Origin of the sequence: Affinundibacterium nitidum (assembly GCF_014284155.1) — a bacterium.
Lineage (GTDB): Bacteria > Pseudomonadota > Gammaproteobacteria > Burkholderiales > Burkholderiaceae_D > Undibacterium > Undibacterium nitidum.
The window spans coordinates 1,106,699-1,121,755 of record NZ_JACOFZ010000001.1; the positions used below are offsets into that span (position 1 = coordinate 1,106,699).

At 47.3% G+C, this 15,057-nt stretch carries 13 protein-coding genes; 12 read left to right on the plus strand and 1 reads right to left on the minus strand.

Annotated elements, in window-relative coordinates; all coding sequences use genetic code 11:
* Nucleotides 1-77 precede the first annotated feature (77 nt).
* The 6 genes from H8K36_RS04800 (at nucleotide 78) to H8K36_RS04825 (ending at nucleotide 7,963) form a co-directional block, all read left to right on the plus strand.
* Nucleotides 78-1,751, plus strand: coding sequence for an SH3 domain-containing protein (locus H8K36_RS04800; protein ID WP_186914831.1), 1,674 nt, complete (start codon nucleotides 78-80; stop codon nucleotides 1,749-1,751).
* A 125-nt stretch (nucleotides 1,752-1,876) separates the two neighbouring features.
* The gene (locus tag H8K36_RS04805; RefSeq protein WP_186914830.1) at nucleotides 1,877-3,592 is read left to right on the plus strand and encodes a tetratricopeptide repeat protein; all 1,716 of its coding nucleotides are present in this window, start codon (nucleotides 1,877-1,879) and stop codon (nucleotides 3,590-3,592) included.
* 645 nt (nucleotides 3,593-4,237) lie between these two features.
* A complete protein-coding gene (locus H8K36_RS04810) occupies nucleotides 4,238-4,723 on the plus strand; it encodes a DUF2059 domain-containing protein (RefSeq protein WP_186914829.1) in 486 nt (161 codons plus the stop codon).
* 92 nt (nucleotides 4,724-4,815) lie between these two features.
* Complete coding sequence (locus H8K36_RS04815) at nucleotides 4,816-5,388, plus strand: dihydrofolate reductase family protein (protein WP_186914828.1); 573 nt, start codon at nucleotides 4,816-4,818, stop codon at nucleotides 5,386-5,388.
* 69 nt (nucleotides 5,389-5,457) lie between these two features.
* Nucleotides 5,458-5,670: a DUF4287 domain-containing protein gene (locus H8K36_RS04820; protein WP_222611112.1), complete on the plus strand. Its 213-nt coding sequence runs from the start codon at nucleotides 5,458-5,460 to the stop codon at nucleotides 5,668-5,670.
* A 121-nt stretch (nucleotides 5,671-5,791) separates the two neighbouring features.
* Nucleotides 5,792-7,963, plus strand: a complete 2,172-nt coding sequence (locus H8K36_RS04825) for a prolyl oligopeptidase family serine peptidase (protein ID WP_186914826.1) — start codon at nucleotides 5,792-5,794, stop codon at nucleotides 7,961-7,963.
* 154 nt (nucleotides 7,964-8,117) lie between these two features.
* On the opposite strand, the gene gcvA is transcribed toward H8K36_RS04825, so the two are convergent.
* Nucleotides 8,118-9,020 (minus strand): transcriptional regulator GcvA, encoded by a 903-nt coding sequence (gene gcvA, locus H8K36_RS04830; RefSeq protein ID WP_186914825.1) that lies wholly within the window; start codon nucleotides 9,018-9,020, stop codon nucleotides 8,118-8,120.
* A gap of 150 nt (nucleotides 9,021-9,170) precedes the next feature.
* Here gcvA and H8K36_RS04835 point away from each other — a divergent pair, with 150 nt between their 5' ends.
* From H8K36_RS04835 to H8K36_RS04860, 6 genes are all read left to right on the plus strand, one after another.
* The gene (locus H8K36_RS04835; protein ID WP_186914824.1) at nucleotides 9,171-10,064 is read left to right on the plus strand and encodes a DMT family transporter; all 894 of its coding nucleotides are present in this window, start codon (nucleotides 9,171-9,173) and stop codon (nucleotides 10,062-10,064) included.
* A gap of 131 nt (nucleotides 10,065-10,195) precedes the next feature.
* A complete protein-coding gene (locus H8K36_RS04840) occupies nucleotides 10,196-11,074 on the plus strand; it encodes a hypothetical protein (RefSeq protein WP_186914823.1) in 879 nt (292 codons plus the stop codon).
* 314 nt (nucleotides 11,075-11,388) lie between these two features.
* A complete protein-coding gene (locus H8K36_RS04845) occupies nucleotides 11,389-12,414 on the plus strand; it encodes an OmpA family protein (RefSeq protein WP_186914822.1) in 1,026 nt (341 codons plus the stop codon).
* 293 nt (nucleotides 12,415-12,707) lie between these two features.
* Complete coding sequence (locus H8K36_RS04850) at nucleotides 12,708-12,950, plus strand: DUF4266 domain-containing protein (RefSeq protein WP_230404290.1); 243 nt, start codon at nucleotides 12,708-12,710, stop codon at nucleotides 12,948-12,950.
* Between the two features lie 41 nt (nucleotides 12,951-12,991).
* Entirely contained in the window at nucleotides 12,992-14,104 is a 1,113-nt protein-coding gene (locus H8K36_RS04855; protein WP_186914821.1) for a DUF3570 domain-containing protein, read from the plus strand.
* Between the two features lie 31 nt (nucleotides 14,105-14,135).
* On the plus strand, nucleotides 14,136-15,023 hold the full coding sequence (locus H8K36_RS04860) for an FAD:protein FMN transferase (protein ID WP_186915723.1): 888 nt from the start codon (nucleotides 14,136-14,138) through the stop codon (nucleotides 15,021-15,023).
* Nucleotides 15,024-15,057: the final 34 nt, after the last annotated feature.

Consider the following 15,057-nt stretch of genomic DNA (forward strand, 5'->3'; position numbering starts at 1 on the left):
AATACCTCAACTTCTTTTCATTGCAAAGAAAAGAGTCGCAAGCTAGCATCTGGCATCTTCCTTACTGAGATTGCTTTATGAAACTTCTGTTTAAGCCGCTCACCTGCATGGCACTTCTTTTGGCTAGCCTCTCCGCTCATGGCGCGACATGGGAGGAAACAGATGGCCAATTTTTTATGAGTGGCGATCTTAAAGCAGTCAAGCGCATCCTCGCCAAAGAAAAATATAGTGGTGATCAACTTGCCGAAGCCTTTAATTATTCTGCGATGTCGGGCAATGTGGTTTTAACTCAGTACCTTGAAGGTTTAGGTTGGATCAAAGCCTGCAATAAGCTACGAAGCTGTCAACCGATGCAATACGCTAGCATGAATGACCCCAAACCGCAGATGGTCGAATGGTTGCTTAGCAAAGGCTTCAAATCTGATCGCGGATCATTGGAGTCGGCGGCTGTACTCAATCTACCTGAAGATACAACAATCTCAAACAGCTTTGCCGTCGTCAAAATCCACTGCGACAACGGTGTGAATCCACTCCTACCTGCCAGCTACATACATGAAGGGAAGAAAGTAGTCGAACCTCCGATTTTGGAAAGGCTCACTGAAAGACTGAATTCCGCGACACAAGATCAAGGCTTTGCCTTATTACATGCACGCGCTCGTGCAGCCGAGGTCATTACCACTAGCTTTATCAAATCTGGCCTTTGCAAAAAAGGAGCAGCGAAGTCTGCTTGGTTCGATGACTATCTCAAGCTCGTACATTCGACCCGTGCGGGAGACACTGACCTCAGCAAAGCAAATGCCTATCTCGCTGCCAACGTGCGTAAAGAATGGCAAGCCATCGTCGAGAATTACTGGATGAGCGAAGCTGTGGCCATAGCCGATGACGCCCAACGACTAGCGATGTTGAATGCTTTCAAAGAAGCCGGATGGTTAGCACGTTGCCGTCAACGCGCCAGTTGTAGCGTGGTCGATGTCGCAGCAGAGAGTGGCGCAGATAAAACAACTTTCAGTTTCCTTGCAAAGGAAGGCCACAAGCTAGATAGTCCAAATGCTTCTGGTGTGACGCCACTCGCCTACGCAACAGCCAATGCACAATCCAATGTAGTGAAGAATCTATGTGAACTCGGCGCAGATTTCCGACAAACGACGAAAATCGAAATCTATGAGCGATCGATCATGAGTATTGCGCACCGAGCGTATAGCTATAGCTGGTGTAGCGCCGCCATTAATGCCCCGCTCTCGAAGGCAGACAAAGACTTGGCACAAAATCGCTGCGAATATGAAGGTGGCTCCATCGGCAGCCCACAAACGGGTGTCACAATCCCCGAATGCGTACCAGGTAAAACTTGCATGGGTATCGCTTTCCCGCCCAAGGGCAAAGACAAAGAAGTCAAAGACCTCAAAGCGCTCGCTGACATCATTGACTATTATAAAAATGGCTTGTGCAAAGCCCCCAATCAAGTTCTCAATTGCACCGCCAACACAAAGCCGTATGCAGTGTTAATTGCCGATAAAGTTCAACTACGTAGCGAAGCTAGCGCTACCAGCAACAAAGTCGACACCTTGCCATTTGGAACTATGTTCGAAGTCATTGATAGCAAGCGCGTTTGCGAAAATATTAGCAGCCGTGAAGGACGCTGGATCAAAGTCAAGGTCTACTCGATGCCCTTGCGTTACACAGAAGAAGTCAAAGAATTGAATGGTTGGATCTTTGATGCTTATATCGATTACTTGCCGACTTTGGAGCCTTAACCTTCAATACTTAGCCCCTCAACACAACATTCATCATGCATCGAGGAAACACCGCCTAATTTTTGAAGACACTCACTGCCGCGAGGACTATACTACGCGGAACTTTCCAAGATTAGGCTTCCAATATGCGCCTCCCTTTCAAGAACACGCAATCCCTACCTCGCCTCTCAGCCATCGCCGTCGCCATCACCGTGATGGCCGCTTGTTCATCGATTCCTTTCCTACCTGACCAACATGCAACAGCGCCGGTACTCGATGGCTTTGGCGGTGGAAATTTGATTCCCTCAAAAGGCAATCTGGCAGCACAGAAATTATTCGCCCAAGGGGTTTCGCAGATGTATGGCTTTAATGGTGATGAAGCGATCCGCGCTTTTAAAGCTGCTTTGGCCAAAGATCCGGAATGCGCCATGTGTGCTTGGGGTATCGCCAATCAAATGGGACCGAACATCAACAACCCTTCGCGAGGTGATTTGACCGAAGCCGTAAAATATGTGGATTACGCCCTCAAACATAGTGCTGGTTCCTCAGCGCGTGATCAAGCATTGATCGAATCGCTCGCACTACGTTATGCTCACGACAGCGTTAAACGCGAGGTGACGCCGTTGATGGGGCAAGTCTGTGCCGTTGCCGGAAAAAGCGTAGAACGTGCCAATCCGCTTGACGTCGCTTATGCCGATCGCATGCGCAAACTTGTGGAACAATTTCCGAACGATCCGGACGTGTTGGCGATCTACGCCGAAGCGGAAATGGTCGCTACCACCGAAGATTGGTGGGACAAACAAGGCAAACCCGGCGGTAGAATTGGTGAGCTCGCCACACGTATTGAAGCGGCCCTAAAGGCCTACCCCAACCACACAGGCCTCAATCACTACATGATTCATAGTGTCGACGCTGTACAAGTGGCGGGCCGCGCCGAAGCGGCTGCGGATCGCTTAGGTGCCCTAGCACCTAAGTCGCCACACTTATTGCACATGCCTTCGCATACCTATGCACAAATTGGGCGCTATGCCGATGCCACACGCGTGAATCAACTTGCGGTTGCCGCCGATGAAGCGATGATGGTCGAACTGAAACGTCAAAACTTCGCCGATACCAAAGACTGGCGTGGTCACAATCGTCACTTCCAATGGTATGGCGCGCTGATGGAAGGTCGTGGAGATCTCGCCATAGAAACAGCCAGAGCCGCTGCCGCAGCCTCGACAGGAGATCATGAATATGGCGAATACGTACGTAGCTTACCAATACTGACACTAATGTATTTACAACGCTGGGATACTCTGCAAACCGAGTCCATGCCAAGCGGTAATCATGGCGTAGCAACAGCCTTAGGCGAAATGGCGCGCGGCACAGCGTATGCGCGTAAAGGTGATATTGCCACCGCCAAAGCATCACTCGCCAAACTAGAACCTGCCGCTGCTGAATTAATTAAGAAGAATACGAGCAATGACTACGTCGGAAAACTAATTCGCAGTATTGCTGGAACAGCCCAACATCAACTTCGCGCGGAAATTGCATTGGCAGAAAAACGTTTTGACGACGCCATCAAAGAACAGAACGAAGCCGTCACCGCTTCGAATGATGCTGATAGTACAGAACCGCCAACACTCGGCGGTGCCACGCGCAGACGCCTAGGCATGATGCAGCTACAAGCAAAACGCTTTGCTGAAGCGGAACACAGTTTCCGTACAGATCTCAAAGAACACTTGCGCAGTGGTTGGTCACTGCAAGGTTTAAGCAACGCCTTAATCGCACAAGGTAAAACGAGTGAAGCACAGGCTGTGAAGCCTGAACTTGAAACTAGTTGGAAGCTGGCAGATGCCGCTTTGAGGCAGATGAAGTAGAAAGAAAGATCCAATGCCAAGATCGTATTGCGTTCGGTATTTCTCCTAATGGAAAATATTTGCCGAAATGCATAACAATGAAACACGCGCTTAATTAAATGCGGCTGTCTCGATCCAAATTCCAAATTTCTCGTTGGGATTTTCCTCAACGTTTAAAACAACTGTTTGAGGAAAATGATGCAAGTGATGCGCTATGCAGACTTCAAGCGTTTTGAAATCGAATTGTCTTTTTGAATATGCCAAGTTAAACTTCAAACTTAACTATTGAACGCCATGACTAGGACTTGGATTTTGATTTCTTTAAAAAAGGCGCAGGTAATAGTCCAAGAAGCGCTCGAATCATTGACGCATTCTTGTGGTCAACAATTCACGCTTCAAACAGAACAAACAATTGAGAGGCCACTTATCTTTGTTTTTCTGCGAGGGCCAGCAATCCCTTAGCGAGGCTTGCGGGTAATACGCGACTACTGGTGGTCGGATCACAAGTGAAGTTCATATTGTAGGCAGTGCTCACCCCCCTGAACATTACATACAAGCGTTAGAGACCGAGCTCGCCGCAAGAATTCAGCTCAAGCAAAGAATTCGGGGTCCCACACGTCGGGCTAACATTTTTAAATACCTTAGATCAAACAGAGGGAATCAACAATGCAATCATTCAAAACAACAATCAGTGCTGCCATTTTGGGTTTGGTTATTTCTTTTAGTGCACAAGGCCAAACTAAAGAAGTGAAAACACCTGATCCGCAAAAAGTCGCCGTCATCAAAGAGCTAATTACCCTCTCTGGCTCGACAAATCTTGGCAATAAAATGGTGACCCAGTTAATTAATTCCTTTAAGCCAGCCTATCCTGGTGTTCCGAATGAAGTGTGGGACCGTTTCGCAAAAAAATTGAATGCAGAAGAATTAGTTGATTCGATCATCGTTGTTTACGACCGCCACTTCTCGATAGAGGATCTTCAAGCAGCAGTTGACTTCTATCGAACTCCATCTGGGCAACGTCTGCTCAAAGAGCTCCCACTTGTCATGTCTGAAGGGGCAGCAATTGGACAGGAATGGGGCAAGAAAAAGGCAGCTGAGCTGATTGAGGAGCTTAAGGCAGAGCGCGCTGCATCGAAAAACATTAAGCAGTGAATATTTTTGTAAAGACTCCTATGGGCATTTTGGATTGATGAGACCCCATAATTCAAACCGTAAACCATCACAATTACATCGAAAAAATCCACATGAGAAAACTCAAAATCATCGAACACATCTCACTCGATGGCATCATCCAACATTCAGATGATGGTGACGGTTTCCCGTTTAGTGATTGGACTGCGCCCTACCGTACACCAACCGGACGAGAAGCGATGTTGGCCGCCTACGGTTCAGAATTAGATTTACTTTTAGGCCGACACACCTACGATATTTGGTCTGGATATTGGCCGACGATGCTAGTAAACCCTATGGGTGACCTGCTGAATGCAGCGACCAAGTATGTCGTAACACATCACCCGGAAAGCCTCTCTTGGGGGCCAGTCGAAGCAGTCGAGGGTGACATTATAGAAAGCGTGCGCCAGATTAAATCACGACCAGGACCCGATATTATTCTAGCGGGTAGCTCAAGCCTTACCTCAAGCTTACTCGAACACGGGGTTGTCGATGAAGTGTGGCTAGCAATCTACCCAGTGCTACTCGGTACAGGAAAACGTTTTTTTGTGGAAGGCACGACAGCGCAAAAATTCACACTCATCAAAACCCTGGCTACTCCTTCTGGCATTGTGTTTAACACCTACCAGGTCAATGGACCGTTGTAAGCCGCAAGAGCGATACTATTCGAAGCCAAGCCATGTAGCCCCCTCGTTCTCCCTCAATTCAAAAGGAAATTGAACATGACAGAAAAAGTAAAAGGCCCCGCCTCCTATTTTCCATCTATCGAAAAAAAGTACGAGCAACCCATGGATCATTGGTTCGCTATCGTTGAAAAACATCTCCATTTAAAACACATGGAAATCGTCAACGTCCTCAAATCTGAGCATGCCATGGGGCACGGACATGCCAATGCGATTGTTGCCTATGTGTTAGCGCAGAAAAAGTAATCCATTCTGGCAATTTAAGAGATACGCCAGACGTGGGTTTGGAAGTCATTTCATTTGATGCATCCGATCTCACGAACATATCACCTACCGCGAGCAAGCTATCGAAAATTGGAGAAAAACCATGACTTATTCGATCACCCGACGACAATTGATTAGCTATGGCATTGCGGCCAGTTTCACTCCAAGTCTTGCCATCGCAGGTTCACAAATTCGTCGCCAGTCAACATTAAATTTACCACCAAAAGCAAGGATTAGCGAAGTCACTGATCAATATTGGGGAGTATCGGTCACAGATCCTTATCGTTGGATGGAAGCGCAACCCAAAACTGCAGAATGGGAAAATTGGCTCAAAGCCCAAGACGTTTATGCGCGTGAAATACTGGCCGCAATGCCGGAACAAAAATCCATACTCAAACGACTTGAATATTATTCATCCGATGTAGATCAACTCCGATATGTGATGCCAGCAGGTGGCAAACTCTTTATCTATAAGAGTCTCAAAGGAGAACAAACGTACAAAGTGTTCATGCGCGATTCGGCAACTTCTTCTGATCAATTACTGATCGATCCAAGTGTGGGAAGATCACCAAGCGAGGCGCCGGCTAGCCTTGACTTTTTTTCTCCTGCACCGAATGGCAAGCACATCGCCTATGGCATATCGATAGGAGGCTCGGAGAAGTCCACCGTTTTCATCAAAGATATAGCGTCGGGAAGTTCTGTCGAAATCACTAGTTTGTTTTCTCGCGGTACTGGGTGGAGTGCTGACGGCAAATACTTCTTTTACTTTAGAGTGAGGGAAGATGCAGTGGCGACGAACGCCGATTTCACCCTGCATTCATCGTGCTGGATGCATGAACTGGGCACCAATCCCAAAAACGACCTTGAAGTTTTACGTGCCGGTCAAACGCCAGATGGTGCGAGTATGCCAGACGATCTACCGATGGTCACAGGAGCCGTGGGTAGTGAGTGGGTGCTCGGTCTGTGCGTATTGAACGAATTCGATATCAACCTCGTTTATGTTGCCAAAGCAGTTGATCTGTACGCGGGTAAACCACAGTGGCGACAAATCGCCGGCAAAGAGGATGGCATCAAAGATGTGGAGCTACATGGTGATCATGTCTATGTCTTAGCCAAAGGCAAGCAAAGCAACGGTGAGATTATCAAGATCAAGGCCGCAAAGGAAAACATAAACACGGGCAAAGTCGTGTTAGCGGCCAGTGATCGCGTGCTCAATAGTATGAGTTGTGCTCGCGACGGCATTTACGTGATTGACCTGCATCATGGAAAGGCGGGACTACACCGTATTGCCAGCAACGACCAAGTGCAAGCAGTGAAGTTGCCGCAAACAGGATCGGTGTGGGGACTCTATACTGCCGCAGATGAGGCTGGCGCATGGTATAACATGGATGAACTGAGTTCACCTGGTATCACCTACAAGGTCGACGCTCGAGATCTCAGTAGTCGCCGTTACGATTTTGTTAGACCTTCCGCTCGTGATTTCTCAGCCTATACCACAACCCGCATACAAGCTCCTAGCCGCGACGGTGTCAAGGTGCCACTCGATATCCTGCACCACCGAAGTATCCAACTGAATCGCCGTAACCCTGTGTTAATGATTGCCTATGGTGCCTACGGGGACATGCTCGACCCTGGCTTCAATCCGAAGAACATGGCGTTTCTCGATGCCGGCGGCGTGATTGTCTATGCACACGTACGAGGAGGTGGCGAACTAGGACGAAGCTGGCACGAAGCTGGAAAAAAAGCGCGCAAACACAATACGTGGCGCGATGCAATTGACTCGGCTGAACATCTGATTAAGCTAGGCTGGACTAACAAAAAACATCTTGCTCTATGGGGCACCTCAGCCGGCGGCATTATGGTCGGCCGAGCTATCACCGAACGCCCCGACCTCTTTGCTGCAGCCATTGGCGAAGTGGGAATATTCAATGCACTGCGTTTCGAACTCACGCCTAATGGGGCTGGCAACGACGCTGAATTTGGCACAATAAAGAAAGAAGATGAGTTTCATGCCTTACTTAACATGGACGCCTATCATGCCTTGAAAGATGGTGTACGATATCCTGCTTGCATGTTACTTACCGGTGCAAACGATATGCGCGTCGAGCCCTGGCAAGTTGGAAAATTTGCGGCTCGCCTGCAAGCAGCATCAACGCATGCTCCCGGTGCGATACTGAGAGTTGACTACGAATCTGGCCATTTCGCAGCCTCGAGGAAAAAAGGCCTAGAGAAAACCGCCGATATTTTTTACTTTGTGCTTCACTCTACAAAGTAAGCCGGCGCTCAAGTTTGCAAAGAGATTGAAGGTTGGTCTGGCTAGCACTCCAACAGGCAAAACGCATGATCTATTGCAGGGCCCCTTCTATACATTTTCAAACGCTAATCTTCGTTTCAAATCAGAAATCGTTGATTGCTCACAAATATTTAGTCTACAAGACTCTCTTGCTCGATCTTACAAAAGCCTTCGCTTCTTTCTTTAGCCAATCGGCGAAGGCTTGTAAGTCATCAGACTTTTGCAAGCCTATCGGAGTCACCAGATAGTAACTGTAGTCAGACGGCGCGACGATGTCGAATAGACGGAGCAAATTACCTGCCGCTATTTCCGCGGCGACCAGACTATGACGGGCGACGGCAATTCCCTGCCCTGCCATGGCTGCAGTCAACATTAAATTACTGTCGCTGAGATGCGACTCAAGTTTGAATTGATGAATATCGATGCCGGCATGATGGCCCCAGTTTTGCCACTCGCGCCCATGTTCGACGCACAGAATGCGATGCTTCAACAGTTGCTGTGGCGTGCGTGGGAATCGACCTTGATTAAAGTTAGGACTACAAACTGGGTAGAGCTGATCGTCGAGTAGCTTCTCTGCATCGTAACCATCCCATTTACCCAAGCCAAAACGAATCGCGATATCGGTTTTCGTTTTTTCTAAATTGACGAGTCCAATCGCCGCTTGAATATGAATCGGTAAATCAGGATGTAAAGCTTGAAACTTGCCGAGACGAGGCAACAGCCAAAAAGTGGCGAAGGATTGCAAGGTCGCCACCTTGATGCCCGGTGAGCGTTTCTCGGTCTGAATCTGACCAAGAGCTCGTGCGATTTGGCGCAACGCGGGTTGAATTTGCTTGAGCAGTTGTGCGCCATCGGCTGTCAACTGCATCTGCCTGCTTTTGCGCTCAAACAGAGCAACGCCTAAGGCTTGCTCCAAGCCACGCATCTGCTGACTGACAGCACTATGCGTAATGTTCAGCTCTTGCGCTGCCAAGGAATAGCTTTTATGGCGCGCCGCCGTTTCGAAGGTTTGCAGTGAATTTAACGATATTGTACTCATGACGTATTGTTAGAAAAACTTACAGCGGATGTCAATAAGTATCGTTGGCTTTTTTTTGTGTTGAGGTCTAGCATGCCAACCTGTTCAGCATATTTACTGCCTTATTTGCACCATTATTGATACTCCATTCCCTCAAATAGCGAAAAATCTATGTCAACTACCAATCTGATCCGTCTACTATCGCTGGCTTTAATATGGGGCACAAGCTTCATGTTGATGCGTATTGCTTCGCCTGTGTTTGGGCCGTTCCTGACGACTTTCGGGCGCGCTAGTCTTGGCGCACTCGCCATTTATTTGTATGCACGCCATCGCCGTATAGAGTTTCAATGGAAGCGCAACGCAAAAACCTATTTGATTATCGGTTTAGGGAATACCGCGATTCCTTTCAGTTTATTTGCCTGGTCGGCCTTGCATGTGCCTTCTGCTTACATGGCAACCATGAATTCTCTGGCACCAATCTTTACCGCGGTGTTTGGCTTCATCATGCTCGGCGAACGTTTGAGTTGGTTGCGCATCTGTGCTTTTATACTTGGTTTGTTTGGTGTCGCAGTTTTGGTCGGAATAGGCCCAGTTGATGTCACGCCTTGGGTGATTGGTGGCGTCTTAGCGGGCATGGGTGCAGCGGTGGGCTATGGTTTCGCAGCCACTTACACTCGTATGTACGCCAAAGAGATTCCTGCCTTAGCGACTGCCACAGGTAGTCAATTTGCTGCGGCGCTTGCCCTATTGCCTTTAGCTGCACCAGCGATCCCACATGCGATTACCCACGGCACGGGCACGGCCTTACTCGCTGTTGCCATCTTGGGCGTAGTCTGCACAGGCATTGCTTATGCCATGTTCTTCCAATTGATTTCAACTGAGGGGGCAAGCAAAGCGATTACGGTCACTTTCTTGATTCCGGCTACTGCCTCCATTTGGGCTTGGCTATTACTGAACGAGCCAATCACCCATGGCATCATTGCTGGCATCTTGATTGTGTTGTGTGCGACAGCGATGTCTTTGGGTTTAATCAAGTTACCTAAACGGACTCAAAAAATCGCATAAAGATTAGACTTGTTGGAAGGAGGTCACAAGAGCCTCCTTCGCTGCTCTCCCCGCACTTGTCAAACCCTTACACAGCACACCGCTCGTTTGTTAAAATAAAGGCATGATGGCAAAGCCTTAAACGAACACATATGCGCGTCCTCAAACAGGTTATCTTAAGCTGTATCGCTGCTTTAATCAGTTTTCATGCTCACGCGCAACTGCGCTCACATCTTTTCGAGCTCTCACGACAATCGATTGAATACACAACGGCGGGAAGCGATAGGAAAGCTGCAGCTCGCATGCTGGTATTCGATGCACTGGCGCAGGATCTTCCTTGGTCAAGACCCTCTTTCAATCATGCCGCGGTTATTTTTCAGCATACGAACACAGAGCACGAACCAGATGACGGTGAACTCTACCGTTCACAAGAAATGCATTTACTGACTTTTTTCTTATTGAAGGAAGAAGCGAGACTTAACAATAGCCTACCACGTGGCTTACTTGGCACCTATCGTTACGTTCGCGTAATGGACTTACCTAAAGAATTGAACCTCGAATGGGTTGACGATCCATTGACCCAAATCCTTGTATTAGCTGTCGATAACATCAGCGACGAAGAACGCTTAAGGCGTGGCTTCCCTTTCGCTCTACTCAAATCATCCAACACCCTCAATCCAAATCCACTCGACCAAACTCTTCGCACTCACAAGCGCGAGCAAGAGACCGAACAACTGTATATCGCCGATCAGCAAACCAGAAGCTTGTTCAAAAAAGAGGAGATGATCTTTAATCGCTATATTGAACGCGTTGGAGATGCTCAACGTCGTGCGCGTCTATACGAGATGACGTCGGAAGATGTGTTATGGGATGCCAAGACACTTTATCGTGCTGCCGTGGTCTTAAATGACACGCCCAGCACCATCAAAAGAAAAGCTAAACCACACTATCAATTGCAGGAAAATCACCTACTCGCTTTTTTCTTTGCACGACAAGCTTTTCTCAAGGGTGAACATAAGCGGCACCATTAGTCGTTAGCAGTCTCAACACTTATCTGAGGGTCAGCCAGATGCCAGACAACTTCGGACTTAAAATCGAAAATACCAATCCTTCGAGAGTCTGCCAAAAAGAGTTACATGTGAGCGTGGAACAATGGGGAAAATACGAATTTCCATTTCATCTTGGGCGCTTGATGAAAGCATTATGCAATCCTGTTTAGATCCTGAAAAACCAAATGCAAAGTGTCATCAAGGACCATTTTCAGGACAAAAAAAATTTGATTATCATCACATCCTTTGGCCAGATTCAAAATTAAAATTATGACTCCTCATCATTTTTTTGAAATATGAAAAAGCAATCTCTCACTTTCATTACCAAACTCATTTCGTCGCTGACGATCACGGTATTTAGTTTATCAAGCCTTGCGCAAAGCAAAGACCTTCCAAATGCTCAAGATCACCCTTTAATTCAGCGCTTCCAAGGATCGTGGATGTCCGGCTACCTGCAAACAGATTGGACTGAAGCAACGCTGCCGCAAGCGAAAACGATTAAACAAGATGGTGCGAAAAGCGTGGAATGGAAAGTCGTTGAAGGCAAAGAAACTCGTCTGCACTATCTATCTCCAGTAGGCAAAACGACTTTAGAGGTACATCGTAATTACCGTGATGCCTTGCTCAAGGCAGGTTTGCAAGTAAGCATGAGCTGCGACCAAAATTGTGACGATCTGTTTAGAGCTTGGCGGGACCAGGCAAAGCCATTTAAACGCCAATTCAAATGGGACGATGGCCACCATAAAGGTTTTAGTCACAATGGGGCTCCAGACAATGAAGAAGGCAGGCTCATCGTCGGTGCTTTCGCGGCAAATGGAAAACATTCCAAAACCTATGTTCTGGTCTATAACTCCATGGCGTTTGGCGGTGGCAGAAAAGTAGACCCCATGGTCTCTACCTTTATCCAGATTATCGAGGAAAAAGCACAGCCCACAGGACAAGTAAGTGTCAACGCCGACTCGCTCAATCAAAGCCTTGATTACTCAGGCCATGTCTCGCTCTACGGTTTATTGTTCGATACCGGCAAAGCAGAATTGAAAACTGAAAGCCAAACACAGCTGGCCGAACTCACCAAAATGCTGAAGTCGCAAAATAATTTGAACGTTATCATTGTTGGCCACACTGATAACGTTGGCAGCATCGACAGCAATCTTAGTTTGAGTCAGGCGCGCGCTCAAGCCATCGTTCAAGGATTGGTTCAAGCTGGCATCGATAAACGTCGCCTCATCGCCAAAGGCGTCGCTAACTTCGCACCGATTGCGACCAATAGCAGCGAAGAAGGACGGGCACTCAATCGACGCGTTGAAATTGTGGTGCAATAAGCTGACATCGCATTATTATTCCCGCCTCTTTGCGCTGTCTTCTCAAAGTCTTCGGCCACAATGCCATGTGGCACGAAGACTTTTTTACTAAAATCTATATTTATTAACAACTACCTCAACTGTGAGCACAAACTAGTGAGCGATGGCCTCATTTGATAATTTTTTTCTCAGATCACGAAAGGATTTGGAAAATTTTTAGACTAAGGTGTAATTCTTTGTAACCACAGTGGCACAGTATTAACTCTTCTGGCACTTTTCCGTTTATGATGAAATTTTTGCGGCGGGAGAATCACTTGAAAACAATAAAAGTCCTTCGTCTGAGCGTAAGCCTTAGCATCATTAGTCTCTCTTTGACATTGAGTGCCTGTAGCACAATACAGACTGTGCAACCATGGGAAAAAGGCAAATTAGCGCGCCAAGACATGCGCTTTGACCGAGACAATCTCGATGCGCGATTTGTCGATCATACCTATTTCAGCAAAGAAGCTTCTTCAGGCGGCAGCGGCGTCGGTGGTGGCGGATGTGGTTGTAACTAAGTGACAACTCAACTTACCAGCAAGATTGAAGAAGACGGACAATGAGCACAAATAGCAAATCCCACGCAAAATTTCTATTGGCAACCTTAGCTGTTCTTAACACTCAAGTTTGTCACGCCGAAGACCCACCCGAAAAAGCTTCGATCGCGGTCAAATATCTCGATTACTTCGATAAACAACCGAACAAAGACAGAATTCGTGTCAAAGCTAGCGCGATCGGTGTGGTTGCGCCAATTTCCCCTGAATGGTCAATGACAGCTACGGCGACAACTGACGGCATCTCAGGTGCATCACCGGCCTATCACAACTCAGCTATCACTAAAATGCATGACAGGCGCAATGCAATTGACGCCGGACTGACACGTTACTTTGGCGATGGCAGCATCACACTTGGTAGTGCTTACTCTAATGAATCTGACTACGTGTCGAAGGCAATTACATTGCAAGGCTCATTAAGCTCAGAAGATCGAAATACCACCTGGTCTGCCGGGATCGGCCTGAGTTTCGACAGCATTAATCCAAACAATAAAATCGTACAAGATCAAAGTAAGCATGTAACTGATTTCTTGTTTGGTGTCTCTCAGGTACTAACTCCAGTCGATATCGTGCAAGTGAATGTCGGTTTAGCGAACGCGACGGGATACATGTCCGATCCATACAAAATTTTCGACAATCGCCCTGATCGTAAAAGCCATACGATGACAGTACGTTGGAACCATCATCTTGATAAGCTCGATGCGACGACACGCTTTAGTTATCGTTACTACGGTGATGACTGGTCGGTGAAGTCACATACTTTCGGTCTCGAGTATGTACAAAACTTAAGTGCCGGCTGGAGTATCACTCCCTTAGTGAGGCTCTATAGCCAAAGTGCGGCCAAGTTTTATGTCGATGCCGGTCCAGTTGGTTTCCCTTTCCCGCCGAATCCGCCTGAAGGTGCGATTTATTTCTCCGAAGATCAACGTCTTTCCGCTTATGGCGCGCACACACTAGGTTTTAAGATTGTCAAGAACCTTGGTGATGATTGGGTGGTCGATTTTAAATATGAGAAATACGAACAGCGTTCAAACTGGCGTCTATTTGGCGACGGCAGCCCAAGGCTCTTACCTTTTTCAGCGCGTAGTTTTCAGGTTGGTTTAGCACGTTCGTTTTAAGCGGCTTGATGTCGATGGATGATACTTTTTGATGGAGATTTTTCGCTTCCCATTCAAGGCTATGGGTTCGGCTTGTGAAATTGTAATTGCTGATATTGATCGGACTATCGCACAAGTAAAAGCCGCTGAAGCAGCACAAGAGGCCTTGAGGATTGAAAAAAAGTATTCCCGCTACCAAGCTGAAAGCGTCGTATCAAGAATCAATGCAGCGGCGGGGAAGCAGAAAGTTGAATGTGACCCAGAAACTTGGGAAATGTTGAACTATGCTGAACAGTTGTACCAGATGAGTGAAGGCTTGTTTGATATTAGTTCGGGTATTTTGCGGCAAGCTTGGAATTTTAAAGAGCCTCGCTTACCCGAAAAAGCACAGCTTGATGCACTATGCGAAAGCATAGACTGGCCTAGTATCGAACGTGAATGCAATCACATCTACCTTCCGAAAGTCGGGATGGAAATCGACTTTGGCGGATTTGGTAAAGAATATGCAGCGGATAAAGCTGGTGCAGTACTTGAACGTTTGAAGGTAAGACACGGATACGTTAATCTTGGTGGCGATATCCGCGTTTTGGGACCTAAACCCGACGGTCAATCTTGGGTTATTGGAATTCAGCACCCTCGTGAGTTGTCGAAAATTATTGCGACCATTCCGTTAAAAGAAGGTGCACTCGCAACCAGCGGAGACTATGAAAAATACTTTGAGCTTAATGGCAAACGGTACTGTCATATTCTTAATCCACGGACTGGAATGCCAGTTGAATATTGGTCATCGATAAGTGTTTTGGCACCGCTCAGTTTAATGGCTGGTAGCTACACCACTATTGCGATGCTAATGGAAGATCGAGGACTGGCTTTTTTGGAAGAGGCAGGTGCGAGTTACTTTACGACCGATTTACAATGCAATATTCGCTTTAAAAAGTAAATGTTACGCACACGGCTAAATATTTAATTTTCAT